Annotated in this window: 23 protein-coding genes and 1 tRNA gene; 19 read left to right on the top strand and 5 right to left on the bottom strand. The window is 65.5% G+C overall.

What is annotated here, in order from left to right:
- The first annotated feature begins 13 nt into the window (after positions 1–13).
- The gene (locus VF617_RS12770) at positions 14–388 is read left to right on the top strand and encodes a cytochrome c-type biogenesis protein (protein WP_414714062.1); all 375 of its coding nucleotides are present in this window, start codon (positions 14–16) and stop codon (positions 386–388) included.
- Entirely contained in the window at positions 385–1,029 is a 645-nt protein-coding gene (locus tag VF617_RS12765; RefSeq protein WP_331015277.1) for a tetratricopeptide repeat protein, read from the top strand. The genes VF617_RS12770 and VF617_RS12765 overlap by 4 nt, the downstream gene beginning before the upstream one ends.
- Positions 1,030–1,065: 36 nt before the next feature.
- On the opposite strand, the gene ald is transcribed toward VF617_RS12765, so the two are convergent.
- Positions 1,066–2,169 (bottom strand): alanine dehydrogenase, encoded by a 1,104-nt coding sequence (ald, locus tag VF617_RS12760; protein WP_331015276.1) that lies wholly within the window; start codon positions 2,167–2,169, stop codon positions 1,066–1,068.
- 133 nt (positions 2,170–2,302) lie between these two features.
- On the opposite strand from ald, the gene VF617_RS12755 reads away from it, so the two are divergent.
- The 5 genes from VF617_RS12755 (at position 2,303) to VF617_RS12735 (ending at position 7,018) form a co-directional block, all read left to right on the top strand.
- Positions 2,303–2,773 (top strand): Lrp/AsnC family transcriptional regulator, encoded by a 471-nt coding sequence (locus VF617_RS12755; protein WP_331015275.1) that lies wholly within the window; start codon positions 2,303–2,305, stop codon positions 2,771–2,773.
- 163 nt (positions 2,774–2,936) lie between these two features.
- On the top strand, positions 2,937–4,868 hold the full coding sequence (locus tag VF617_RS12750) for a potassium transporter Kup (protein WP_414714052.1): 1,932 nt from the start codon (positions 2,937–2,939) through the stop codon (positions 4,866–4,868).
- The gene (locus VF617_RS12745) at positions 4,865–5,383 is read left to right on the top strand and encodes a 2'-5' RNA ligase family protein (protein ID WP_331015274.1); all 519 of its coding nucleotides are present in this window, start codon (positions 4,865–4,867) and stop codon (positions 5,381–5,383) included. The genes VF617_RS12750 and VF617_RS12745 overlap by 4 nt, the downstream gene beginning before the upstream one ends.
- A gap of 45 nt (positions 5,384–5,428) precedes the next feature.
- Positions 5,429–5,505 (top strand) — tRNA-Met (locus VF617_RS12740).
- Between the two features lie 67 nt (positions 5,506–5,572).
- The gene (locus VF617_RS12735) at positions 5,573–7,018 is read left to right on the top strand and encodes a tyrosinase family protein (protein ID WP_331015273.1); all 1,446 of its coding nucleotides are present in this window, start codon (positions 5,573–5,575) and stop codon (positions 7,016–7,018) included.
- Between the two features lie 3 nt (positions 7,019–7,021).
- Here VF617_RS12735 and VF617_RS12730 read toward each other — a convergent pair whose 3' ends face one another.
- The 3 genes from VF617_RS12730 to VF617_RS12720 are packed head-to-tail and all read right to left on the bottom strand — an operon-like array spanning position 7,022 to position 8,684.
- A complete protein-coding gene (locus tag VF617_RS12730; RefSeq protein WP_331015272.1) occupies positions 7,022–7,807 on the bottom strand; it encodes a hydrolase 1, exosortase A system-associated in 786 nt (261 codons plus the stop codon).
- Positions 7,795–8,415 (bottom strand): hypothetical protein, encoded by a 621-nt coding sequence (locus tag VF617_RS12725; protein ID WP_331015271.1) that lies wholly within the window; start codon positions 8,413–8,415, stop codon positions 7,795–7,797. The genes VF617_RS12730 and VF617_RS12725 overlap by 13 nt, the downstream gene beginning before the upstream one ends.
- Positions 8,412–8,684: a phosphopantetheine-binding protein gene (locus VF617_RS12720; RefSeq protein ID WP_331015270.1), complete on the bottom strand. Its 273-nt coding sequence runs from the start codon at positions 8,682–8,684 to the stop codon at positions 8,412–8,414. The genes VF617_RS12725 and VF617_RS12720 overlap by 4 nt, the downstream gene beginning before the upstream one ends.
- A 72-nt stretch (positions 8,685–8,756) precedes the next feature.
- On the opposite strand from VF617_RS12720, the gene VF617_RS12715 reads away from it, so the two are divergent.
- The 12 genes from VF617_RS12715 (at position 8,757) to VF617_RS12660 (ending at position 24,192) form a co-directional block, all read left to right on the top strand.
- Positions 8,757–10,319 carry an acyl-CoA ligase (AMP-forming), exosortase A system-associated gene (locus VF617_RS12715; RefSeq protein WP_331015533.1) on the top strand — a complete coding sequence of 521 codons (1,563 nt, stop codon included), beginning with the start codon at positions 8,757–8,759 and terminating at the stop codon, positions 10,317–10,319.
- A complete protein-coding gene (locus tag VF617_RS12710; protein ID WP_331015269.1) occupies positions 10,316–11,521 on the top strand; it encodes a pyridoxal-dependent decarboxylase, exosortase A system-associated in 1,206 nt (401 codons plus the stop codon). The genes VF617_RS12715 and VF617_RS12710 overlap by 4 nt, the downstream gene beginning before the upstream one ends.
- 133 nt (positions 11,522–11,654) lie before the next feature.
- Positions 11,655–12,299, top strand: a complete 645-nt coding sequence (locus tag VF617_RS12705; protein WP_331015268.1) for an XrtA/PEP-CTERM system exopolysaccharide export protein — start codon at positions 11,655–11,657, stop codon at positions 12,297–12,299.
- A 14-nt stretch (positions 12,300–12,313) separates the two neighbouring features.
- The gene (locus tag VF617_RS12700) at positions 12,314–13,831 is read left to right on the top strand and encodes an XrtA system polysaccharide chain length determinant (protein WP_331015267.1); all 1,518 of its coding nucleotides are present in this window, start codon (positions 12,314–12,316) and stop codon (positions 13,829–13,831) included.
- Positions 13,832–13,835: 4 nt separating this feature from the next.
- On the top strand, positions 13,836–14,801 hold the full coding sequence (locus VF617_RS12695; RefSeq protein ID WP_331015266.1) for an AAA family ATPase: 966 nt from the start codon (positions 13,836–13,838) through the stop codon (positions 14,799–14,801).
- Positions 14,798–16,399: a hypothetical protein gene (locus VF617_RS12690; RefSeq protein ID WP_331015265.1), complete on the top strand. Its 1,602-nt coding sequence runs from the start codon at positions 14,798–14,800 to the stop codon at positions 16,397–16,399. Before VF617_RS12695 ends, VF617_RS12690 begins: the two co-directional genes overlap by 4 nt.
- Positions 16,400–16,417: 18 nt before the next feature.
- On the top strand, positions 16,418–17,521 hold the full coding sequence (locus tag VF617_RS12685; RefSeq protein ID WP_331015264.1) for an AAA family ATPase: 1,104 nt from the start codon (positions 16,418–16,420) through the stop codon (positions 17,519–17,521).
- A gap of 5 nt (positions 17,522–17,526) precedes the next feature.
- Complete coding sequence (locus tag VF617_RS12680) at positions 17,527–18,369, top strand: XrtA system polysaccharide deacetylase (RefSeq protein ID WP_331015263.1); 843 nt, start codon at positions 17,527–17,529, stop codon at positions 18,367–18,369.
- Entirely contained in the window at positions 18,366–19,439 is a 1,074-nt protein-coding gene (locus VF617_RS12675) for a FemAB family XrtA/PEP-CTERM system-associated protein (protein ID WP_331015262.1), read from the top strand. The genes VF617_RS12680 and VF617_RS12675 overlap by 4 nt, the downstream gene beginning before the upstream one ends.
- Entirely contained in the window at positions 19,439–20,695 is a 1,257-nt protein-coding gene (locus tag VF617_RS12670) for a TIGR03087 family PEP-CTERM/XrtA system glycosyltransferase (protein WP_331015261.1), read from the top strand. The genes VF617_RS12675 and VF617_RS12670 overlap by 1 nt, the downstream gene beginning before the upstream one ends.
- Entirely contained in the window at positions 20,692–22,230 is a 1,539-nt protein-coding gene (gene xrtA, locus VF617_RS12665; protein WP_331015260.1) for an exosortase A, read from the top strand. The genes VF617_RS12670 and xrtA overlap by 4 nt, the downstream gene beginning before the upstream one ends.
- A gap of 69 nt (positions 22,231–22,299) precedes the next feature.
- Positions 22,300–24,192, top strand: coding sequence for an XrtA/PEP-CTERM system amidotransferase (locus tag VF617_RS12660; RefSeq protein ID WP_331015259.1), 1,893 nt, complete (start codon positions 22,300–22,302; stop codon positions 24,190–24,192).
- Here the strand turns inward: VF617_RS12660 and VF617_RS12655 are convergent.
- Entirely contained in the window at positions 24,189–24,656 is a 468-nt protein-coding gene (locus VF617_RS12655; protein ID WP_331015258.1) for an MAPEG family protein, read from the bottom strand. The genes VF617_RS12660 and VF617_RS12655 overlap by 4 nt on opposite strands.
- Between the last annotated feature and the right edge of the window lie 35 nt (positions 24,657–24,691).

Genomic DNA, 24,691 nt, shown 5'->3' with positions numbered 1-24,691 from the left:
CCTTGCCCTCGTGATGGCCGCCCCGGCACTTGCGGATTCCAGCCTGTCGCCGCCCAAGCTGGCTTACACCCAGCTCGCCGATCCCGCCAAGGAAGCCAAGGCCAAGGCGCTGATGGAAAAGCTCCGCTGCCTGGTCTGCCAGGGACAGTCGATCGCGGACTCGGACGCCGAAATGGCGGGCGACATGCGTGCGATGGTTCGCCAACGGATCGAAGCCGGGGAAACGCCCGATCAGGTCCAGAAATGGCTGATCCAGCGCTATGGCGATTATGTGAGCTATGATCCGCCGCTGAGCTGGGTCACCGCGCCCTTGTGGATTGCGCCGCTGTTGCTGCTCGGGCTCGGGCTGCTGCTGTCACGCGGCGTATTCCGGAGGCGCAAGGCATGATGGGCTGGGCGATGCTCGGCGTGATGGCGCTGCTGGCCGCCGGGGTGCTGGCGGTCTCGCGCTTTCCGCGGCGGATGTGGACCGTCGCGGCGACCGCGCTGATGTTCGGCGCGGCGGGCTATGCCTGGCAGGGGAGCCCGACGCTGGCGGGCCAGCCGGTTTCGACCGAGGACCGCGCGGGCGAAGTCGATCCGAACCTGGTCGCGCTGCGCGAGGCGATGTTCGGCAAGTATGGCACCCCTGTCTTCGCCTACGCGACCGCCGCAGAAACGATGGTCCGCTCGGGAAGGGCCGATCTGGCGACGGCGGTGTGGCTGGGCGCCACGCGCAAATATCCCGGGGATGCGAGCCTGTGGACCGGGCTTGGGCTGGCGCTTGCCGAGAACGACGGCAATCAGGTGTCGCCGGCGGCGAAACTCGCGTTCGAGAAGGCGCTGGCGCTGGCGCCCACGCATCCGGGGCCGCGCTTCTTTTATGGGATGGCGCTGGTCCGCCAGGGCAAATTCGCCGAGGCGCGGCCTTATTGGGCCAAGGCGGTGGAGCTTGCCCCCGCCACTATATCGTATCGCGACGAGCTGCGCGTGCGGCTGTTTTTGCTCGACCGGTTGCTGGCTTCGCAGCAGGGGCAAGCCCTTCCGTGAGCGCTTGCTCCCTCCCTGAAAGGGAGGGGAAGCTGATCAGTTCCAAGCCTCGAAGGGGAGGTCTAGTGCTTCGGCGACGGCCTGGTGGCGGATCCTGCCGCCCGAGACGTTGAGGCCCATCGCGAGGTGCCTGTCCGCGCGCATCGCGCTTTCCGCACCCATATTGGCGAGACGCAGCACGAACGGAAGCGTCGCATTGTTGAGGGCGAAGGCCGAAGTGCGCGCGACCGCGCCGGGCATGTTGGCCACGCAATAATGGATGATCCCATCGACTTCATAGACGGGATCGTCATGCGTGGTCGCGTGGCTGGTTTCGAAGCAGCCGCCCTGATCGATCGCGATATCGACCAGCACCGAGCCGCGCATCATCGTCTTGAGCATGTCGCGAGTGACGAGCTTGGGCGCGGCCGCGCCGGGGACCAGCACCGCGCCGATCACGACCTGCGAGCGCGCCACTGCCTCCGCGATCGCCGCTTTGGACGCATAGGCGGTCTTGATCTGGCTACCGAAATGCATGTCGAGCTCGGCGAGGCGTTCGTTGCTGATGTCGTAGATCGTCACATCCGCCCGCTGGCCGACCGCCATCTGCGCGGCGTTGATGCCTGACACGCCGCCGCCGAGGATCGCGACCTTGCACGGCGCGACCCCTGGGACGCCGCCGAGCAATTCGCCGCGGCCGCCCTGCTCCTTTTCGAGGTAATGCGCGCCGACCTGGATCGACATCCGGCCCGCGACTTCGCTCATCGGCTTGAGCAGGGGCAGGGCCCCCGAGTTCGAAGTGACGGTCTCGTAGGCGATGCACGTCGCGCCCGATGCCATCAGGCCCTCCGCCTGGGGCTTGTCGGCGGCGAGGTGGAGATAGGTGAAGAGCAGGTGGCGCGATTCGAGCATCGCGATCTCGCCGGCTTGCGGCTCCTTGACCTTCACGATCATGTCCGAGCCGGCGAAAACCGCCGCCGCATCCGGCGCGATCGCCGCGCCCACCCTGGTATAGGCCGCATCGTCGAAATCGATGCCCATCCCCGCCCTGGTTTCGACGATCACTTCATGCCCGGCGGCGACGAGCTCGGCGACGGAGGCCGGGGTGAGCCCGACGCGATATTCGTGATTCTTGATTTCCTTGGGGACGCCAACGCGCATCTCGTCTCTCCTAGATTTGTGGAACGGAGGATATCAGAAGGGTCAACGCGAATCCCTGCAAAGTCGGCCCCGAGATTTTTTCGGCGCGCATGATTATGTGCACATCGGGCGCAAATTGGACTATTCATGCATTATGGACAGGATCGACGCGGCTATTCTCAAGCAGCTTGCCGCCGACGCGCGCGCCCCGGTTAGCCAGGTCGCCGGCGAAGTTGGGCTATCGCAATCGGCGTGCACTCGGCGCATCCAGGGACTGGAGGCTTCGGGGCATATATTGGGCTATGGTGCCCGCTTGGGCCATCGCCGGCTGGGATTCCGGATCACCGCCCTGGTGGACATCACGCTCGGCACACAGATCGAGGAGGACCTAGCCCGCTTCGAAGCTGCTGTCTCGGCGATCGACGGCGTGGTGGAGTGTGCGCTGGTATCGGGCGGGCAGGATTACCGGCTCAAGATCCTCGCGCGCGACCTGGACGATTACGAGCGGCTGCACCGCGAGCATCTGGGGCGGCTGCCCGGGGTGGTGACGATCAATTCGAGCTTCGTATTGCGCGCCGTGCCCACTCGCAGCGAGGCCGATGCGCTCTTCGTCGCGTCGCGCTGACACGGAACCCTCGGCCAGCCTCGCGCGTCTCCCCGTTCCGGCACCGGAATGGCCCGTTGCTAGGTCATGTTGCAAATGCTAACTGCCCGGGTTCCAATGCCAAGCGAGAACCCAAGGTCGCCATGACCAGGCCAAATATCTTCTCCGCAGCGCGACAGCCCCAGTGACAGCCGCCAACACCGAACCAGCGGACCCCGCGGTTCACCAGGACGATGCCGGACAGTGGCATCTGCCGAAAGGCAGCCTTCACGCGCTGGCGCTGGGCGCGGTGGGCGTGGTCTATGGCGATATCGGGACTTCACCGCTTTATGCGATGAAGGAAACCTTTGTCGGGCATCACGAGCTGGCGGTCGATCTCGTCCATATCTATGGCGTGGTCAGCCTGATGTTCTGGTCGCTGCTGATCATCGTCACGGGCAAATATATCTTCCTGACGATGCGCGCGGATAACAAGGGCGAGGGCGGCAGCCTGGCCCTGCTCGCCCTGATCCAGCGCAAGACCGGGGCAGGGCCTGGACGCTGGAGCCACGGGCTGGTGATGCTCGGGGTGCTGGCGACCGCATTGTTCTTCGGCGATTGCATGATCACGCCGGCGATTTCGGTGCTGTCGGCGGTCGAGGGGCTTGTCGTCGTGCAGGCGGGCTTCGCGCCCTATGTGCTGCCGATCGCGGCCGCGATCCTGATAGGCCTGTTCGTTATCCAGGCGCGCGGCACGGATATCCTGGGCCGGTTCTTCGGGCCGATCATGCTCGTCTATTTCCTGACGCTCGGGGTGCTCGGATTCATCAGCATCCTAGAGCGGCCGGATGTTCTCCAGGCGTTCAATCCGATCTGGGGCTTCCGGTTCTTCGAGGCGGACCCCTATCGCGCATTCCTAGCGCTCGGCTCGGTCGTGCTCGCATTGACCGGCGCCGAGGCGCTGTATGCGGACATGGGCCATTTCGGGCGCAAGCCCATCCAGGTGGCGTGGCTTGCATTGGTATTCCCGGCGCTCATGCTCAATTATCTGGGGCAGGGCGCATTGATGCTGCGCGATCCCTCTGCCGCGGCGAACCCCTTCTTCCTGCTCGCCAGCGAAGAGTGGCGGCTGCCGCTCGTCATCCTGGCCACGCTGGCGACGATTATCGCCAGCCAGGCAGTGATCACCGGGGCGTTCTCGGTCTGCCAGCAAGCCGTCCAGCTCGGCCTGATGCCGCGCCTGCGGATCAATCACACTTCGGCATCGGCGCACGGCCAGATTTATCTGCCTTCGGTGAATTGGGCGCTGATGGTGATGGTTTTGCTGCTGGTCTTCATGTTCCGCGAATCTTCGAACCTCGCGGCCGCCTATGGCATCGCGGTGACCGGCACGATGTTTATCACCACTTGCATGCTGCTCGTGCTGGTGCGCCGCGTCTGGCATTGGCCGCGCACGCTTTCGGTGGCCGTGGTGCTCGTCTTCTTCGCTTTTGACGGCGCCTATTTCGCATCGAACGTGACCAAGATACCCGATGGCGGCTGGTTCCCGCTGGCAGTCGGGCTGGTTGCGTTCACGCTGCTTACGACCTGGGCGAAGGGCCGGCAGCTGATGATCGCGCGGCTGCGCGAAAGCGCGATGCCGGTGAAGATCTTCATTGAATCCGCGGCAAGCGCTGCCTCAAGGGTGCCGGGGACTGCGGTGTTCATGACGTCGACTCCCGACGGGGTGCCCCATGCGCTGCTCCACAACCTGAAGCACAACAAGGTGCTGCACGAGCGCGTGATCCTGCTGACCGTCAAGATCGCGGACGAGCCTTTTATCGACGACGACAGCCGCATGAAGCTGGAGGACCTGGGCAAGGGCTTCCACCGGATGGTCATAAAGTTCGGCTTCATGCAGGACGCCGATGTGCCCGCCGCGCTGAAGCAGGTCAGCGCGTGCGGCGCCGAATTCAAGATGATGGACACCAGCTTCTTCCTGGCGCGCCAGACCCTGTTGCCCTCCGCGAAGCCGGGAATGGCGATCTGGCGCGAAAAGCTGTTCGCATGGATGCTGAGAAACGCCGAAAGCGCGATGGAATTCTTCCGCCTGCCTACCAATCGCGTGGTCGAGTTGGGGAGCCAGGTCGAAATTTGAGTGGGGGTGGGTCTCCGGCTCCGATCATCGTCACGGCTCTGTTCGGGCGGCAGGACCACGCCTGGTTCAATGCGCTGCGCCGCGAGCATTATCCGCCTGAGCGCAATGTAATCGAGGCGCACCTTACGCTATTCCATCACTTGCCGCCCTCGGTGACCGATGAACTCAAGCATCGGCTGACGCAGGAAACGCGCGGTGTGCGTGCGCCCAAGGCGCGCGTGACCGGGCTGATGCATCTTGGCCGCGGGGTCGCCTATCGGATCGAGGCGCCCGAGCTGAGCGCGATCCGCAGTGGCCTGAGCGAAGCGTTCGCGGGGCTACTGACGCCGCAGGACGCAGTGCGCTGGCGCCCGCACGTCACGATCCAGAACAAGGTGACGCCGAGCCTCGCCAAGTTCGTGCTGACCCAGCTTTCGCGCGATTTCGTGCCCCGCGAAGTCGAGATAGCGGGGCTTGCGGCGTGGCATTATCGTGGCGGGCCGTGGGAGCCGCTTTCCCGGCACATGTTCGCTTGACCGTCTCGAACGCCCAACCTATGTCGCGCCCTCGCTTGAGAGCGTGGCGGAGTAGCTCAGCTGGTTAGAGCACGGGAATCATAATCCTGGGGTCGGGGGTTCAAGTCCCTCCTCCGCTACCACGTCTCTGGCACTTCCATAGATATGCCGGCCTGCCATTATGCTCCCGAAACGAATCGGGGGCGGGACATGGCTGGACTCAAGCGGCGCGAGATCCTTGGCGTCCTCGCCGCGATCGGGGCGGGCGGGCCGGCGATCGCATGGACCCTGCCGGGGCCGGCGCAGGAGCGGCTGCCCTGGAGCAAGTTTTGCAAGACCGGCGACTATGCCAGGCTCGTGAGCGCGATTCGCGCGATGAAGGCGAACGCCAACGCCGCAAGCCCAGAGAGCTGGCGATTCTGGGCCAACATCCACCAGCATCATTGCCCGCACGGGAAGGATTATTTTCTCGCTTGGCACCGTGGCTATCTGTTCCTGTTCGAAAAGCAGCTCCGCGAGGTCTCGCGTTCGACCACGCTGAGGCTGCCTTATTGGGACTATTTCACCGACGCCAAGGTTCCCGACGAGCTGCTCGCGGGCAATGCAGCGACCAATCCGCTGTTCGAGGCGCGCAAGGGAGCCGAAGTGGGCAAGGCTCTCGCCTACGCGGCTTTCGGAAACGATATCATTGGTTTTCAGCATGGCGTTAAGAATTGTTTCGAAGCGAGCGTCGAGCAATTTCACAATAATGTCCATAATCTGATCGGCGGCCGGATGGCGACGATGCAATCGCCGCAGGACCTGATCTTCTGGCTGCACCATGCCAATATCGACCGGCTGTGGACCGCATGGGCGGCGGCGGGGCGGGGGCGGCAGATGCCCGCGCCGGGGCAACCCTATTGGAACGGGCAGCTCGATTATGCGCCGGGCTTCAGCGTGCGCCGCGGCGAATCGCTGGCGCCTGAAATGCTCGGCTATCGTTATGCCGATCTGGCGATGCCCGTGCTGGACGCGCGGAATGTGGGGGGCATGCCCGAGGAAAAAATGAAGGTGCGGATGCCCAGGGTTGGCGCGCCCGCACGCGGCGCGCCGGTTACGGTCACGGCGGAGCCACCGCCTCCGCCCGTGACGATGGCGCCGCCGCCGGCGATGGCCGCGCCTCCCGCCGCGGCAGCGCCCGCGCCGGGGGCGGCCGCGCCGATCCCGTTCCGCGGCATCTGGCTGGGGCGCGAATCGCGCTCGATCCGCATGCCGATCAGGCGTGCAGAGCCTGACTGGGCGGACCACTTGGCGCACGAGGTGAGCGAGGAGCTGAGCGTCGTGCTCGACGCACTTTCGCTCACCCAGATCGGGCAAGGCGGGGGCTATTTCTACAAGCTTTATCTGGACCTGGACGATCTGGATTACGATCAGGTGCCCGGCGAAGACCGGCTGCTCGGCTCGGTCGGCCCCTTCCAGATCGCAGCGGCGCTGAACCATGCGGACAATGGCACCGCGCGGATCGTGCTGCCGGCTAGGGATCTGGTGCGCAAGCTCGCGCCTGGGCGCGAGCCGGAGGAGCTGGGGGTCACTTTCGTGCGCGTCGATGCCGGGTACGCGCCGAGCGGATCGGTGATCAGTATCGGGCGCGTGGAGTTTCGCGGGCGGATCGGCTGATCCTCAGGCGAGCGCGGTCATCACCCGTTCGAAGAGCCAGTCCTTGTCGGCGACCGATGCGAAGCTGTGGCTGTCGCTGTCGAGCGCCTCGACACGGACATGCGCGCGGGCGGCGTCGAATGCCGGCTCCTTGAAGGCATCCGTGAAGGCGATCGCGGTGTTGTCGCCCTTGGCGAGTAGGATCGTGGTGGGCGCGGCACTCGCTAGCGCCGCGCCGAGGCGGGCGGCGAGGCTGGCCGGGGCCTGAGGCGGCTTGTGCGATGCCTTTGCGAGCCCCTTGAAAAGCTTGGCGATATTTACGCCGCCGCGCAGCAGCCGTAGCCATTCCTTCGGATCGCGCAGCCGCGCTGCATAATGCGAGCGGATCGCGGCGGCGGGGGGCAGATCGTCGGTCGATTCGATCGTCCAGGGATTGGCGAGCAGCAATGCGTCGATCCCCGCCTGCCTGTGGAAGAAGGCGAGCGAGGTGGCGGCGTCGCAATTCCCGAACGCGACGATGCGCGTGGCACCGGCGGCGCGGAAGGCGGTGGCGGCGGCGGCGATATCGTCCGCGGTGCTTTCGAAGCCCTCATTCTCTCCAGTCGAATCGCCGATGCCGCGGCGGTCGAAGCGGAGGACGGGGTGTCCGGCCTCGGCGACGCGGGCGGCGAGCAGCGCCATGCCGCGATGTGCTCCCATGCGGATTTCATTGCCGCCGGAGACGATCAGGAGGCCGGTAGTGCCCTCAGCCTCATCGAGCGAGCCGATCAGCGTTTCGCCGGCACAGGGGAATTGGATCAGCCTTCGCATGCGCGGACCCAGGTGGCGATGTCGTCGGCGAGGAATTGAGCCAGGGCGGGATCGTTATCAGGCTCGGCACGCCGCCAGAGGGGAGCGCCGGGGACCTTGAAGTCCGCCGCCTTGGCGTCAGTTTCGTGGCGGACGATGCGTGCAGACTCGGTGATGGCTAGCTCAAGTTCGGCCAGCAGGGTGGAGCCTAATCGATTGCCGCCGAAATCGTCTGTGCCGCCGGTCTGGCGCAGGCGATTCAGCTCTCGGAGCAGTTCGGAGCCTTGTTGGGGCGCGAAATGCCAGCGGCCCCTGCGCTCCCCATCGTCGAGCAGCGCGCCGCTGCGGATCGCTAGCGTGTACTCGCCGGGCACGGCTGCGAAGGCGCCGCGCATGTCTGCAAGGGACGCGGCTTCGGTGGGAATCATGCTCTCGCCCTGGCCTGGCAGATCAGGCAGCGCGCTTGCTATCCCGCGTTCCGCTAGGGCACGCAGCAGTGTCACCACGAAGGTCCGCGTGCGATTCGCTTCCTCGAAGAGCGGCAGCGCCGCGACTATGACCGGGCCGGTATCGGGACCGAAACGGAGCATCGCTTCTCGGCCCCCTTCCCAATCATAGTAATCGATCACCCGAGCGCCTTGGACTGGGCGAAGCGGGTGAGGGCGCCGAAGGTCTCGAGCATCTCGCCATCGACTTCGTCATCCTCGATCAGGATGCCGAGCCGGTCCTCGATTTCGGTCAGCACGCCAGCAACGGCCAGCGAGTCGAGCTCGGGCAGGGCTCCGAACAGGGGAGTGGCCTCGCGGAAGGCGGCGGCGCGCTCGGCGCTGAGGCCAAGCACGTCGCGGAGCACCGCGCGGACTGCGTTTTCGACTTCGAGCGACCCGTCGGGCTGCACTGATACCCCCTGCGACAATTTTTCATGGCCGTAAGGCTATGCGAAGGTCCTGCCAAGTATAAGGGTGCGACCATGGTGCCGCTCGATCCCGCTCCGCATCCCATCGACGCGCTTCCCTTGCGAGGCGCGCGCAATGCCGTGGCGCTAGAGGACAAGGGCGGAACGCTGACTTATGCCGAGCTGGAAGCCGCGGTCGGCGGGATGGCGCATTGGCTTTCGCGGCTGGGCTTGGCCAAGGGGGAGCGCGTGGCGACGTGGCTGCCCAAGACACGCACGGCATGCCTGATGCCGCTGGCGGCTCCGAGAGCGGGACTGGTGCATGTGCCGATCAATCCGGTGCTCAAGCGGGCGCAGGTGGCCCATATCCTGACCGATAGCGGCGCGCGGGTGCTGGTGACCCAGAGCGCGCGGATCGCATCGCTGGAGCCGGGCGACGTGCCGGCCGATTGCCGCGTGGTGACGGAGGAGGAGCTGATCTGGTCTGACGCCATGCCGGTGTCCAGGGCCGACACCAACGCGCTGGCGGCCATTCTTTATACATCCGGATCGACCGGAAGGCCCAAGGGCGTGATGCTCAGTCACGCGAATTTATGGCTCGGCGCGATCAGCGTGGCGCATTATCTTAAGATTGAGTCTGAAGATCGGGTGCTCGGCGTCTTGCCGCTCAGTTTCGACTACGGGCAGAACCAGTTATTTTCGACCTGGGCTGCCGGAGCGAGGATCGTTCCGCTCGACTATCTTACCGCGCGCGACGTGGTGAAGGCAGTGGATCGCTTCGGGGCCACTTCGCTCGCCGGGGTTCCGCCGCTCTGGGTCCAGTTGCTGGAGGTGGAATGGCCGGCGGAGACCGCCGCAAGGCTCAGGCGGCTGACCAATTCGGGCGGGGCGCTGACGCGGGGCATGGTGAAGGGGTTGCGCGAGCGGTTTCCGAACGCCGATCTCTATCCGATGTATGGGCTGACCGAGGCGTTTCGCTCGACGTACTTGCCGCCCGAGCTCGTCGATGCGCATCCCGATTCGATCGGGCGCGCAATTCCCTTTGCCGAGGTACTGGTGGTCGGGCCTGACGGCAAGCGTGCCAAGCAGGGCGAGCTGGTCCATGCCGGGCCGCTGGTGGCGCAGGGCTATTGGCGCGACGCCGAGCGGACCGCGCAGCGCTTTCGCCCGGCTCCGGAATTCGCCACAAGCGGCGGCATGGCAGTGTGGTCGGGGGATACAGTGAGCGAGGACGAGCAGAGCCTGCTGCGCTTCGTCGGGCGTGACGACGAGATGATAAAATCGGCCGGCAACCGGATCAGCCCCAGCGAAATCGAGGAAGCCGTGCTCTCGGGCGGCGAGGTGGCCGAAGCGGCGGCCTTTGGTGTGGCGGATGCGCGGCTGGGCCAGGCGATCGTGGTAGTGGCGCGGGGCGATGCGGCACGAGAGGATGATCTGCGCGAGCGGCTGCGGCGCGAACTGCCTAGCTTCATGCAGCCGGCGCGCTATGACTGGCGCGAGGAATTGCCGCGTAATGCCAATGGCAAGCTGGATCGAAGCGCGTTGAAGCTACAAGTCTCCGCTCACCCTGAGCCTGTCGAAGGGTCGTCGCATGGCCTTCGACAAGCTCAGGCTGAGCGGGGTGGGGATTTGCAATGAAGGCGTTTGGGCCGATCCCGCCTGAGTTCAAGGAACTGCGCGCGTTGCAGTGGGTGAGCGAGGCGACGCCGGCTTATATCTATGACTTCGCCATCGTCTCCGCCCGGATCGCGGGACTACGCGCGGCGATGCCCAAGGCGCTCGATATTCATTACGCGATCAAGGCCAACCCCATGCCGGCCCTGCTCGCCGCCATTGCGCCGCTGGTGGATGGCATGGATGTGGCTTCGGCGGGCGAGATGACTCGCGCTCTTGGCGTCATGGCCGGCAACCGGATCAGTTTTGCCGGCCCGGGCAAGCGGGATGCCGAACTGGAGGCCGCGATTCGGGCGGGAGTGACGCTGAACCTCGAATCGATCAGCGAATCGCAGCGTGCATTGGCGATCGGCAAGGCGCTGGGCGTTCGGCCTCGGCTGGCGATCCGGGTCAATCCCGACTTCGAATTGCGCGGATCGGGGATGAAGATGGGCGGGCGCGCCTCGCCGTTCGGAGTCGAGGTGGAGCACGTGCCCGAGCTGGTGCGCGGCATCGTGGCGGGCGGCGGGGATTGGCGCGGCTTTCATATCTTTGCCGGCTCGCAATCGCTGGACACCCAGGCGATCATCGAGACGCAGGCGGCCACGGTGGCGCTGGCGGGGAGGCTGGCAAAACTCGCCAAGCTCGCGCCGCCGCTGGTCAATCTGGGCGGCGGATTCGGCATTCCCTATTTTGCCGGAGACACTCCGGTCGATATCGTCGCGATCGGAACGGCGCTGGGAAAGGCGTTGAAAAAGCTTCCGAAAATCCTCTCCGGCACGCAGTTCGCCATCGAGCTGGGGCGGTATATCGTGGGCGAGGCCGGCGTGTATCTGGCCCGTGTCATCGATCGCAAGATCAGCAGCGGCGAGACCTTCCTGATCGTTGATGGGGGCCTCAATCATCATCTGGCCGCGACGGGCAATTTCGGCACGGTAGTGAAGCGCAATTATCCAGTGGCGGTGACGCACAGGATGCAGGATGTGGCCGAGGAGACCGTCACTATCGTCGGGCCGCTCTGCACTCCGCTTGACAGGCTGGCAGACCGGGTTGCGCTGCCACGGGCCGAAATGGGGGATGTCATCGCCATTTTCGCGTCCGGCGCCTATGGCGCTAGCGCCTCTCCGAGCGCCTTTTTGGGACACGCTCCGGTTCGGGAATTGCTGGTCGATTCGCGCGGGCATTAGTCGCGGAAATCCTCCGAAAAGCGGCAAATCCTAACCCGATGTTTACCTCTACCTTGCATAGCTGAGGCTGACCCAGCCGGGTTTGCTGTCGAGACGTCGGCCGCTTTTACCCCGGATGGCGAGGAGCTCGAACATGCGTTTTTTCTCCGTTGGCAGGGCCTTGCTGGCCCCCGTATTCGCCGCGGCTTTCCTCTCCGGCTGTGTCGGCGGCGGAGGCCGTCCCGAACTGCCGCCCGCCAGCGCGGTGGCCGGGCGCGAGACCCCGAGCGAGGAATATATCATCGGTCCGATGGACCAGCTCAACATTTTCGTGTGGCGCAATGCCGAGCTTTCTACGAAGGTTCAGGTGCGCCCCGATGGCCGCATCACCGTGCCGCTGATCAACGACATGCCCGCAGTCGGCAAGACGCCGGCGATGCTGGCGGACGACCTGAAATATGCGCTTGGCGAATATATCAAGGACCCGATCGTATCGGTGATCGTAGAGAATTTCTCGGGCACTTATAGCCAGCAGGTCCGCGTCGTGGGCGCGACCGAGAAGCCGGCTTCGATTCCTTATCGCGCCAACATGACTGCGCTCGATGCGATGATCGCAGTCGGTGGCCTCAGCGAATTCGCCTCGGGCAATCGCTCGCGGCTGGTGCGCGTAGACAGGGCGACGGGGCGGCAGCGCGAATATACCGTTCGCCTGAACGATCTGCTCAAGAACGGCGACATCAGCGCGAACGTGAAGCTAGAGCCGGGCGACGTGCTCATCATCCCCCAGAGCATGTTCTAGGGAGCGCGCCGGGGATGGGCAGCCTTTTCGACGAAGTGCGCGCAGCGCTCCACGCCGTCTGGATGCGGCGCTGGGTGGCGCTCGCGGTCGCCTGGGGGCTTTGCCTCGTGGGGTGGCTGGTGGTGTCGCAGATGCCCAACAATTATGAATCGCGTGCGCGGATATTCGTCCAGCTTCGCCAGATCCTGCCCGGCGCCGATGGCGCTAACCAGGCGGCGCAGCAGCGCGACATCGATCGCGTGCGCCAGACGCTGACTTCGGCGGTGAACCTGGAGAAGGTGGTGCGCGGCACCGATCTTGCCCGCACCGTGGCAAACGATCGCGACATCGCGGACCGGATCGCGGGGCTGCAAAAGGCGATCAAGCTGACCGCGCAGCAGGACAATCTCTTCGAAATCTCGGTGACTGCCCCCAGCGGCAAGCTGGCCAAGCAGATCGCGCAGAAGCTGATCGACATCTTCGTCGAGGGCAATCTGGCCGACAATCGCGATGCCAGCAGCCAATCGATGCAGTTCCTGGACCAGCAGCTCGATGCGCGGCAGAAGCAGCTTCAGGAAGCCGAGGCAAAGAAGGCTGACTTCCAGGCGCGCTACCTGGGCTCGCTGCCGGGCACGGGATCGCTCAACGATCGCATCGCGGCCGCGCGGACGCAGCTTGCTCAGGTCCAATCGGACCTTGCCGCGGCACAGAGCGGCCTCAACGCCGTCAACGGCCAGATGGCGGGCACTCCGGCCAGTGTGGCGGGCGCGGGCGGCGGCGCGGTCGCGGGCCCGGCGCGTGCGCGGCTGCAGGCGATCCAGGGCCAGATCGCCAACGGCCAGTCGCAAGGCTGGACCGACAATCATCCGGATATGGTGGCGCTTCGCCGCCAGCTCGCCCAGGCGACCGCGGCTGCGCGCGGGGAACCGATGGTCGGCGGGGGTGGAAGCTCCTCGTCGAACCCGCTCTATCTGAGCCTGAGGGCCATGCAGGCCGACAAGAGCGCGCAAGTCGCGGCCCTGGTCCAGCGCAAGAACCAGATCGAAGGCGATCTGGGGGCGCTGGAGGCGAAGATTGCCGAGGCGCCCGGCGTCGCCGCCGAGCAGGGCCAGATCGACCGCGAATATCAGGTGCTCAAGGACCAGTATGACAAGCTGCTGACCGATCGCGAGCAGCTCAAGGTCACGAGCTCGGCGCAGACCGTGTCGGACACAGTGAAGTTCAACGTCATCGATCCGCCCACCCAGCCGCGCAGCCCGACCGCGCCCAACCGGCCCATGCTGCTGACGGCGGTGCTGATCGCTGGCCTGGGCGCAGGCGCGGCGGCGGCGTTCGCGCTCGCCAAGCTCAAGGCGACCTTTTCGACTGCGACGCGGCTGGAGAAAACCAGCGGGATGCCAGTGATCGGATCGATCGGAGAGGTGCTTACCCAGGCGCAAGTCGCGATGCGGCGCAAGAAGCTGACGCTGTTCGCGGGCGGGATCGGCGCGCTGTGCCTTGCCTATGTCGGGCTGATCGGGGTCGAGTTCCTCCAGCGTGGAATGGGGGCCTGATCGCATGAACGACCAGACGCCTCGCAAGTATCGCGGCACCCTGCTCGAACGGGCGGCTGCGCAATTCCATTATGCGCCGACCGGCGCTGTTGCGCCTGCGCCTGCGCCGGCGCATCGCGCGCCCGTCGCCCCGATGCCGGCTTACGAGCCCGAGGGTCCCGCGCTTCGCCGTGGCGGCCCCGAGCATGACTCGGTCAGCATCGCAGTGCCGCGCGCGGAAGGCCGCCGCACCGCGCCGATCGACCGCACGGCGTTACGCGCCGGCGGAATGATCGTGCCGGGCAGCGCGATCACGCCGCTGGCGGAGGAATTCCGCATGGTGAAGCGCCAGCTGCTGCTCACCGCGCGCGCCGTCGCGGCCAAGGACGACGCCAAGGCCGCCGACCGGGCCCGGATGGTGCTGGTGTGCTCGGCCAATCCGGACGAGGGCAAGACCTTTTGCGCGATCAACCTGGCGCTTTCGATGGCGGCGGAGAAGGACGTGGAAATCCTGCTGGTCGATGCGGACATCGCCAAGCCCGACATTCTCGAACGGCTCGGTATTCCCAGCGGCCCCGGCCTGCTCGATGCGCTTTCGGGCGCGGTGGCGAGCGTCGAGGACTGCATCATCGACACCGACGTGCCCCAGCTTTCGGTGCTGCCAGCCGGCGCGAAGAGCAACAGCGACACCGAATTGCTCGCCAGCGACCGCGCGCGCGCGATCCTGGACGGGCTCGCGAGCGCCAACCCGCGCCGCATCGTGATCTTCGATTCGCCCCCCGCGCTCGCGGCGTCACCGGCTTCGGTGCTCGCGCTGCATGTGGGGCAAGTTCTGGTCGTCGTCCGCGCCGATCAGACCAGTGAAGGCGACCTCAAGGCCGCCGTGAATAGTCTCGACGGGTGCGAGCATATCCAGCTCGTTCTCAATTCGGTCTCGTTCCAGCCCGGCGGCCGCCGGTTTGGAAGCTATTATGAGGAGGCGGGCAAGTGACCCGGCTGATCTTCGTTACCCTGAGCATCGCCTGCACGGCAGGAATCGCATCGCCCGCCAGCGCCCAGCGCACTCGCGTGAGCCCGTATATCGAGGCGAGCCAGGTGGTGGCCGCCGACCTTAACGGCGGCGACGTGCTGACCTATTCCACCGTGGCGGTGGGGGTCGATGCGTCGGTGCACACGCGGCGCATCGAAGTGCAGGGCAGCTACAAATACGAGCGCCGCTTCGACTATCAGAAACCGCTCAGCAAGGATGACATGCATTCGGGCCTGGTGCGCGCCAAGGCGGCGCTCGCCCCCGGCTTCAGTATCGAGGCGGGCGGCATCGCGACGCGGACACGCTCCGACAATCGCGGCGATGCGCTGCTGACCAGCCAGGGCAATACGCGCAATTCGGCGCAGGTCTATTCGGCCTATGTGGGGCCCAATCTCGCCTCGCGCATCGGCCCACTCTTCGCGAACGCGGCCTATCGCTTCGGCTACACCAAGGTCGAGGCGCCGGGCGCCACGGGCGTTGCCCCCGGGCAACCGCGGCTGGATGCCTATGACGATTCCACGGTGCATGTCGCCACCGCCAGCCTGGGCGTGAAATCGGGCACGGTGCTGCCCATCGGCGTAACCGCAAGCGCTTCGTACACCCGCGAAGACGCCGGCCAGCTCGACCAGCGCTATGAGGGCAAGTTCGGCCGTGTTGACGCGGTGCTGCCGATCGCGCGCGGCTTCGCCATCGGGGGCGGCATCGGCTATGAGAAAATCCAGATCCGCCAGCGCGACGCCGTGCGCGATGCGGCCAACAACCCGGTGGTCGACGCCAATGGCCGCTTCGTGACCAATCCGGCATCGCCGCGCCGACTGGCCTATAATATCGACGGCATGTTCTGGGACGCGGGCGTGATCTGGAAACCCAGCCGCCGGACCTTCCTGGAAGCGCGGGTGGGCCGGCGCTACAATTCGATGAGCTATACCGGATCGCTGAGTTTCCAGCCTTCGCCGGGCAGCGGCGCGCAGATCGGCGTCTATGATTCGGTCCAGACTTTCGGCCAGCAACTGAACGGCTCGCTTTCGGCGCTGCCGACCAGCTTCGTCACCACCACCGATCCATTCGGCAATCAATATGGCGGCTGCGTCTACGGCACGGTAGGAAGCGCCGCGGGCGGATGTCTCAACAACGTGTTCTCGTCCGCGGCCACTTCGGCCTATCGCTCGCGCGGCGCAACGGCGGTCGCAGTATCGCGGATCGGGCGCAGCCGGGTGGGCATGGGCTTTGGATATGCGCGCCGCGACTTCATCGCGCCGACGGGTACTCCCGGCTTCACGGTCAACGGGGTTTCGGACCAGAGCTTGTACGGCAATGTCTTCGCATCGACCGAAATGGGCCGCAACGGCTCGCTTTCCGGCAGCGCTTTCGGCAGCTATGCCACGACCGATATCCCCGGCAATGACGGGGTGATCGGCTGGGGCGCGAACACCGCCTATACGCATCGCTTCGGCCCCTTGGGCGCCACGCTTTCGGCGGGCGTCTTCGGGTTCGAGAACCAGAGCAATGGATCGAGCGCGGCCGCACAGGCGCTGCTCGGCCTGCGCTACGGTTTCTGACGGACCGGGGATAGCAGAATGTATGACGACCATTATGGATTGACCGGCCGGCCCTTTCAGCTGACCCCCGATCCGAAATTCTGGTTCGACACCGCCACGCACCGCAAGGCGATGGCCTATCTCGGTTATGGCTTGAGCCAGGGCGAAGGCTTCGTGGTGATCACCGGCGATCCCGGCGTGGGCAAGACCACGCTGATGGGGCATCTGCTGGGTGAGATCGACCGCGAGCGGCTGAACGTCATCAAGATCGTCTCGTCGCAATTGCGGCCCGAGGATTTGTTGCGGCTGGTGTGCTCCGGGCTCGACGTGGATGCGGCCAACGCCTCCAAGGCCGCTATGCTCGCTACGATCGAAAAGGGCCTGCACAATGTGGCGCGCTCTGGCCGCCGCACGCTGCTGGTGGTCGATGAAGCGCAGGCGCTGCCGATCGAAAGCCTGGAGGAGCTGCGCATGCTCTCCAATTTCCAGGCCGGCGGATATCCGCTGCTCCAGATCTTCCTGCTGGGGCAGCCGGAATTCCGGCTCACTCTTGCCGATACGCGGCTCGAGCAGTTGCGTCAGCGCGTTATCGCGATGCACCATCTCGAGCCGATGGAAGCCGACGAAGTCGAACCCTATCTGATCCACCGCCTGTCGTGCGTCGGCTGGCGCGGAAAGCCGCGTTTCACCAACGATGCGGTGGCGGCGATGTATCGCTGGTCGAACGGATCGCCGCGACTGCTCAACCAGCTTGCCAGCCGCGTGCTGCTGTTCGGCGCGGTCGAGCATATCGAGACCTTTGGGGAGGCAGAGCTGGCGACGGTGATCGCCGACCTGCATGGCGACACGCCCGTTTCGGCACAAACGCCGCTTGCCGAGCCCGAGCCGCTGGAATTGCAACAGATTGCCCCAATGGCGATGGGCACGCCCAGTCCTTCGACGCCCGCCGATCCGATGCCGCTGCGCGCTGCCGCGCCGATTGCCGGCGACGACCTTTCCCAGCGCGTTGCTCGGCTGGAGCAGCAGCTAAAGGATCAGGACGAGGCGCTCCGCCGCGTGCTGACCCTGCTGGTCGATTGGGTCGAGGCCGGGGAAACCGGCCGTCGTCCCGACTTGTCGGCGCTGCGTGGAAACGCGGCCTGAGCTGGATGGTCACCAACGCCCTTTCCGTCGATGTAGAGGACTGGTTCCAGGTCGGCGCGTTCGAGAATACGATCTCGCGCACGGACTGGGACGGGCTGGAGCATCGCGTCGAGGGGAATACCGATGCCGTTCTGGCATTGTTCGGCGAGAGCAGCGTTAAGGCGACGTTCTTCACGCTTGGCTGGGTGGCGAAGCGCTACCCGGCGCTGATCCGACGCATCGCCGATGCGGGGCATGAAGTCGCGAGCCACGGCTGGGACCACAAGCGAGTCTTCATGCTGTCGCCCGAGCAGTTCCGCGCGGATATCGACAGCGCGAAGAAGGCGCTGGAGGATGCTTCGGGCGCCAAGGTGACCGGTTATCGCGCGCCGAGTTTCTCGATCGATACCCGCACGCCCTGGGCGCACGCGGTGCTGGCCGAGCAGGGCTATCTCTATTCCTCCAGCATCGCGCCGATCGCGCATGATCATTATGGCTGGCCCGACGCGCCACGCGGCGCTTTCAAGCCCGTGGAGGGTAGCGAGCTCATCGAGCTGCCGATCACCATCGCGCAGTTTTTTGGCAAGGAGATCACGGCGGGCGGCGGTTTCTTCCGGCTGCTGCCGGGGCAGGTGACCGGTGACGCCGTGCGCGCCGCCAACAGTCGCGAGCAGCCGGCGGTCTTTTATTTCCACCCCTGGGAGATCGATCCCGGCCAGCCGCGCGTCAAGAACGCTCCGCTCAAGTCGCGGCTTCGTCATTATGCCCGGCTAGGAGCAATGGCCGGCAAGCTGAAAACCCTGATCGGCAACCATCAATGGGGGCGCATGGATGTGATCGCGGCGCGCGAAGCGGAGAAGCTGGCGTGAACGCGCCGATGCTCTCGCGCCCCGTGGGCCTGCGCGTCGCCGATCTGGAGGACGCGATCGAGCGCGCGCGAATTGGGGCATTCGTCCATGATCATGCCGAGGGCACTCCGTTTCACCTTCCGGCCTGGAGCGTGGCGGTCGCGCGGGGGTGTGGGCAGGAGAATCATTATTTGCTGGCCGAGGGTGGAAACGGCCAGCTCGCCGGCGTGATGCCGCTCACCGAAATGCATTCGCCCTTGTTCGGGCGTGCGCTGGTGTCGGCCGCGTTCGGCGTGGGCGGGGGCATTCTTGCCGACAACTCGCATGTCGTTGCTGAACTGGCCGAGGCCGCGTGGACGCTGGCGGTCAAGCTGAGCTGCCCGGTAATGGAAGTGCGTGGCGGTCCGCTCCCCGGCCCCGAGTGGGATGCGGATAGCGCACGCTATCTAGGCTTCGCTCGCGATCTTGCGGAGAACGACGAGGCGGAGTTGCTCGCCATTCCCCGCAAGCAGCGCGCCGACGTGCGCAAATCGCTCGAGACCGCGCTCGAAATCAGCGTCGGCAATGGCGCAAGCGAGCGCGCGGAGCATTATGCGATCTATGCGGAATGCGTCCGAAATCTTGGAACGCCCGTATTTCCATCGAGCCTGTTTGCCGAGGTCCTGCGGGAATTGGGCGCATCGGCGGACATCCTGACGGTCCGTCACGATGGAGTAGCGGTGTCGAGCGTATTGAGCCTCTATTGGAAAGGGACGGTCTATCCCTATTGGGGAGGCGGCACCGCCGCCGCCCGCGCGCTGCGCGCCAATGACCGCATGTATTTCGAATTGATGCGCCATGCTCGCGAACGCGGCTGCACGCGCTTCGATTTCGGGCGCTCCAAGACCGGCACCGGCCCCGCTGCCTTCAAGAAGAACTGGGGCTTCGAGCCGCAGCCGCTCACATATTACGAACGCGTGGCGGAAGGCGCGAAGGCGCGCGATGCGAGCCCTGCCAATCCAAAATACAGCCTTCAGGTCGCGCTCTGGAGCAAGCTGCCGCTGGCCGTGGCCAATCGCGTGGGCCCGTGGATTTCGCGGGGCCTCGGCTGATGGGCGACATCCTCTTTCTCGCACACCGTGTGCCTTATCCGCCCGATCGGGGGGACAAGATCCGCGGCTTCAACATCCTGAAATATCTTTCGACGAAGAAACGCGTCCACCTGATCGCGTTCGCCGACGATCCCAAGGATCTGAAGCACAAGAATGCGCTGGCCAAGCATACCGGCAACCGCTCGATCATCTGGCGCGCGAAGAGCCAGGCGACGGCCGGCATTCAGGCGCTGATGTCGCACCGGCCCATTTCGCTGACCGCGTTCGACAACGATGCCCTGCGCCAATCAGTCGACGACATCCTGGCGCGGCACGCGATCGATACGATCTTCGTCTTTTCGAGCCAGATGGCGCAATATCTGCCCGCGCGCCCGCACCAGCGCGTGATCATGGATTTCGTCGACATGGATTCGGCGAAGTTCGCGTCCTATGCGAAGACCAGCAAGGGGCCGATGAGCTGGATGCTGGCCCGCGAGGCGCGACTGTTGCTCCAGCACGAAAAGTCGGTCGCGGCGCGGGCGGATGCCAGCCTGTTCGTAAGCGAGGCGGAGGCACAGCTCTTTCGCGACCGCACCGGCGCGGACCGCGTCCATGTCGTGGAAAACGGCATCGACACCGATTATTTCGATCCTTCCGCGGTGTTCAAGCGCATCGACGCAATGAGCTCGCTGATCGTATTCACGGGGCAGATGGACTACCGCCCCAACATTGAGGGTGTCACCTGGTTCGCCGAGACGATCCTGCCGCATATAAGGCTGGTCCATCCCGACGCCCGCTTCATGATCGTGGGGCGCAACCCGACCGACGCGGTGAAGGCGCTGGGCAAGCAGCCGGGCGTGGCGGTGATCGGCGAAGTCGCCGACGTGCGCGGCTGGCTGAGCCAGGCTGCGGTGGTGGTGGCTCCGCTGAAGCTGGCTCGGGGCATCCAGAACAAAGTGCTTGAGGGAATGGCGATGGCGCGGCCCGTGGTCGCCTCCGCGGCCGCGGCGACAGGCATCGATCACGGGGGCACGATCCTTGTCGGCTCGACGGTGGGCGAGATCGCGGAGCATGTGACGCAATTGCTGTCCGACCGGCGCAAGGCGACCGCACTGGGCGAATCCGCGCGCAAGCAAGTGATGGATCATTATAGCTGGGCCGCGCGCCTTGCTCCGCTGGACGATGTGCTCGGGCTGCCGCTGCGCGACGCCAAGAAGGAGCGGACCGCGCGCGCGACCGATGTGGTCAAGCCGCCCAAGCGGCGCAGCGCGGCATGACCGCGGCAATTCCGGCGGGCGATTTCACGCCCGCATCGACATTGTTCGATGCCCGCTGGAAGCGGCATGCCGCCTTGCTCGGCGCGACATGGCTGGCGATGCTGGCAGTTTTCCATCGCGACACGATCGACCTCGCGACGATATACTGGACCAACACGACCTTTGGACATTGCCTGTTCGTCGCACCGGTGATCGCCTGGCTGGTGTGGCAGCGGCGGAACGAGCTTGGGCTGGTTGCGCCGCAAAGCTGGTGGCCGGGCCTGGCGCTGGTCGGGGCTGGCGGGTTTTCCTGGGTGCTGGGGGATGCCGCGAGCGTCGCATTGTTTCGCCACGCGGGGCTGGTGATGATGCTGCAAGGCGCAGTGGTGACGGTGCTCGGGCCCAATGTGGCGCGCGCTTTGCTGTTTCCGCTCTGCTACATGGCCTTCCTGGTGCCCTTCGGCGATTTCCTGGAAGGGCCGCTGCAGGAGATCACGACCGCGATGGTGATCCCGCTGCTTCACGTCTTCGGCGTGCCCGCAGTGGTGGACGGCGTGCTGATCACGACGCCCAACGGCTATTTCGAGATCGCGGAGGCCTGTTCAGGCGCGAAGTTCGTGATCGCGATGATCGCTTATGGCGCGCTGGTGGCGAACGTCTGCTATATTTCGTGGCGCAAGCGCGCGGCTTTCCTGGCGGTGGCGCTTGTCGTGCCGGTGCTGGCCAACGGGATACGCGCCTTCGCGACCATTTATGTGGCGTGGTGGACCTCGGTAGAGCGGGCGACCGGCATGGACCATATTCTTTACGGCTGGGTCTTCTTCGCGCTGGTGATGGCGGCAGTGCTCGCGATCGGCTGGAAATGGTTCGACCGTGATCCGGATGCGGCGTGGCTCGATCCGATGACATTGCAGACGCCGCCGACGCGCCGGATCGAGGCTCCGATCGCTTCGCTGCTGGTGCTTACCGTGGCAAGCCTGTTTCTCGGCTGGTCGAGCCTCAACGCGGCGCGTGCGGCACCACTGCCCGCCCGGGTCGAGCTGCCCCAGGTTCCTGGTTGGGAACGGACGGGGCTGAGCACCCGCGCTGCGTGGACACCCAATTATCCGAACGCGGATCATTTCCTGATCGGGCGCTATATGGATGCGCGGGGCAGGGCGGTGGACCTGGCGGTAGCGGTCTATGCCAATCAATATGAAGGCAAGGAGCTGGTCGGCTTCGGCATCGGGGCGATCCGGGAGAATGATCGCTGGGTGCGAATCGAGGGGCTTGCGCGCGCAGACGGGGGCCAGGCCCTGCGGATGGTCGGACCGGCGCGCGTCGAGCGCGAGACGGTCACCTGGTATCGCATTGGGGGAGAGCTGACCGGAAGCGGCAACCGCGTGAAGCTGGCGACGCTGAAGAACAAGATGCTGGGCGGCGATCAGGCGGCTGCCGCGGTGCTGGTTTCCGCCGAACAGGATGCGGATGGGCGCGCGCACGCGGCGATCGAGGATTTCCTGCGCGCGCTCGGCCCCGTGAATGTCTTCGCGGATCGCATGACGGGTGCGCGCTGAGCTTGCCTAATGCACGCATCCCGGCGAAGGCCGCGGCGAACGCGTTGGCGCCGGGGGCATAGCAATCGAATGTGCGGCATTGCCGGTCTTTATTATCCCGCTCAGGCGCGGCCGGTGGACCCGGCGCGGATCGTCCAGATGAGCGATGCGCTGACGCACCGCGGGCCGGACGGCTCGGGGGTTTGGACGACGGCGGGCGTCGGGCTGGGGCATCGCCGGCTGGCCATCATCGATCTCGAAGGCGGCGTGCAGCCGATGGCGACGCCGGACCAGAATGTGGTCGTCACCTACAATGGCGAGATCTATAATTTCCAGGAAGTCCGCGCGGACCTCGAGAAGCTGGGTGCGCGCTTCGTGACGGACAGCGATACCGAAGTGCTGCTGCATGGCTGGCGCGCCTGGGGCCCGCTCATGCTCGATCGGCTGAACGGCATGTTCGCCTTCGCGCTTTACGACAACGACAAGCGCAGCCTGTTCCTCGCGCGAGACCGGTTCGGGGTGAAGCCGCTGCACTATGCCGAGCTCTCGGATGGTGCAGTCGCGTTCGCGTCTGAATTGAAGGGACTCCTCGCGCACCCGCTGTTCCGCCGTTCGCCCGATTTCCGGGCGGTCGAGGACTATCTGGGGCTGGGCTATGTGCCTGACGATGCCTCGATGCTCCAAGGGGTGAAGAAGCTGCCGGCGGGGCATTTTCTGCTGCTCGAGCGCGGCAAGCCGATCCCGCAGCCGGTGCGGTGGTGGGATGTGGATTTCTCCCGGCGCGCGGGGGGGAAACAGAAGGATCTGGAGGTAGAACTGGTCGATCTGATGCGGCAGGCCGTGCGCAGCCGGATGATCGCGGATGTGCCGCTGGGGGCGTTCCTTTCAGGCGGCGTGGACAGCTCGGCGGTGGTCGCGCTCATGGCTGAGGCGAGCAAGTCGGCGGTGAAGACCTGCACGATCGGATTCGACGAAGCCGACCATGACGAGACTTCGCACGCGAAGCTGGTGGCGGAGCGCTTCGCCACCGCGCATCGCACCCGCACTGTCGCCGCGGACGATTACGCGCTGATCGACACGCTGGTCGCAGCCTTTGACGAGCCCTTTGCCGATGCCTCGGCTCTGCCGACCTATCGCGTGTGCGAACTGGCGCGCGAGAAGGTGACCGTGGCGCTTTCGGGGGACGGGGCGGACGAGGCGTTCGCGGGATACCGCCGCTACAAATTCTTCGCGGGCGAAGAGCGCCTCCGGGGCATGTTTTCCGAGAATATGCGCACCAAGGTGTTCGGGACGCTGGGGCGGCTATATCCCAAGGCGGATTGGGCGCCGCGCGCCTTTCGCGCCAAGACGACCTTGTTGGCGCTCGCGGAGAATGGCGAGTTCGCCTATCCCAAGGCCGTCGGCGTGACCGCTCCCGCGCTTCGCCAGCAGCTTTACAGCGATGCCGCGAAGAAGGCGCTGGGCGGGCATACCGCGGAACAACGCTATACCGATTCGATGAAGCGCGCGCCCGCGCGCGACGGGCTGGACCGTGCGCAATATGCCGATATCCAGCATTGGCTGCCCGGCGATATCCTGACCAAGGTAGACCGCACGAGCATGGCCGTGAGCCTGGAGGCGCGCGAGCCCTTGCTCGACTATCGCCTCGTGCAATTCGCCGCGACCCTGCCGCCGGAACTCCGGATCAAGGCGGGGCAGGGCAAGTGGCTGATGAAGAAGGCGCTGGAGCCCTATCTGCCGCGCGAAATCCTTTACCGCCCCAAGATGGGCTTCGTCACTCCGATCAGCGCCTGGTTCCGCAAGGCGCTGGCCGAGGATGCGGCGGCGCTGTCGCAATCCAAACTGCTCGCTTCGACGGGCTGGTTCGATCTCGGCACGATTGAAAAGCTCGCAGCCGATCACCGCTCGGGCCGCGCCGAGCATGGCAGGACGCTGTGGCAGCTCCTGATGCTCGAACGCAGCCTGAAGCGGCTGTTCGGCTAGCGGCTGGCGACACTCTCCACGAGCGGGGCCGGCTGAGCGTTCCAGATCGCCATTCCGGCATGCGCGGTGAGCATCATCAGCGCGAGCGAGGAAAGCGCGAAGAGCATGAAGCGAACCGAGATCTTGTTGAAGGTCGCCTGCACCAGGCTGTGGACGACACGCAAGCCGACATAGGCCCAGGCGATGGTGGCGTTGAACCCATTGCCCTGGCCGAGCAATGCGAGGGTGATCGCGATCGCGTAGAAAAGCGTGGGCTGCTCGACCAGGTGGATATAGTTATGCGCCGGCCACTGCGCCTTCTCCTCCAGCACGCCATCGAGCGCGCCGGGGCGTCCGCCGCGAGCCTTGGACAAGTCGATCCCGGCCTTCTTCATCGCGGGCAGGCGGACCACGATCATCCAGACCATCATGACGAGCGTCCACGCGACCAGTGCCACTATCGGCGCGAGTATTTCACTGTGCATATTGCTTCCCCTGCTGTTCAGCTAGGAAAGCTGCC

The organism is Sphingomonas sp. (assembly GCF_036388215.1).
GTDB lineage: Bacteria > Pseudomonadota > Alphaproteobacteria > Sphingomonadales > Sphingomonadaceae > Sphingomonas.
This window is presented reverse-complemented; position numbering and strand designations above follow the sequence as displayed.

Bases quoted from the DNA above. Each gene is read 5' to 3' on its own strand.
- VF617_RS12770 (WP_414714062.1), top strand. From the start codon at position 14: ATGGCCGCCCCGGCACTTGCGGATTCCAGCCTGTCGCCGCCCAAGCTG.
- VF617_RS12765 (WP_331015277.1), top strand. From the start codon at position 385: ATGATGGGCTGGGCGATGCTCGGCGTGATGGCGCTGCTGGCCGCCGGG.
- ald (WP_331015276.1), bottom strand. From the start codon at position 2,169: ATGCGCGTTGGCGTCCCCAAGGAAATCAAGAATCACGAATATCGCGTC.
- VF617_RS12755 (WP_331015275.1), top strand. From the start codon at position 2,303: ATGGACAGGATCGACGCGGCTATTCTCAAGCAGCTTGCCGCCGACGCG.
- VF617_RS12735 (WP_331015273.1), top strand. From the start codon at position 5,573: ATGGCTGGACTCAAGCGGCGCGAGATCCTTGGCGTCCTCGCCGCGATC.
- VF617_RS12730 (WP_331015272.1), bottom strand. From the start codon at position 7,807: ATGCGAAGGCTGATCCAATTCCCCTGTGCCGGCGAAACGCTGATCGGC.
- VF617_RS12715 (WP_331015533.1), top strand. From the start codon at position 8,757: ATGGTGCCGCTCGATCCCGCTCCGCATCCCATCGACGCGCTTCCCTTG.
- VF617_RS12710 (WP_331015269.1), top strand. From the start codon at position 10,316: ATGAAGGCGTTTGGGCCGATCCCGCCTGAGTTCAAGGAACTGCGCGCG.
- VF617_RS12705 (WP_331015268.1), top strand. From the start codon at position 11,655: ATGCGTTTTTTCTCCGTTGGCAGGGCCTTGCTGGCCCCCGTATTCGCC.
- VF617_RS12700 (WP_331015267.1), top strand. From the start codon at position 12,314: ATGGGCAGCCTTTTCGACGAAGTGCGCGCAGCGCTCCACGCCGTCTGG.
- VF617_RS12695 (WP_331015266.1), top strand. From the start codon at position 13,836: ATGAACGACCAGACGCCTCGCAAGTATCGCGGCACCCTGCTCGAACGG.
- VF617_RS12685 (WP_331015264.1), top strand. From the start codon at position 16,418: ATGTATGACGACCATTATGGATTGACCGGCCGGCCCTTTCAGCTGACC.
- VF617_RS12680 (WP_331015263.1), top strand. From the start codon at position 17,527: ATGGTCACCAACGCCCTTTCCGTCGATGTAGAGGACTGGTTCCAGGTC.
- VF617_RS12670 (WP_331015261.1), top strand. From the start codon at position 19,439: ATGGGCGACATCCTCTTTCTCGCACACCGTGTGCCTTATCCGCCCGAT.
- xrtA (WP_331015260.1), top strand. From the start codon at position 20,692: ATGACCGCGGCAATTCCGGCGGGCGATTTCACGCCCGCATCGACATTG.
- VF617_RS12660 (WP_331015259.1), top strand. From the start codon at position 22,300: ATGTGCGGCATTGCCGGTCTTTATTATCCCGCTCAGGCGCGGCCGGTG.
- VF617_RS12655 (WP_331015258.1), bottom strand. From the start codon at position 24,656: ATGCACAGTGAAATACTCGCGCCGATAGTGGCACTGGTCGCGTGGACG.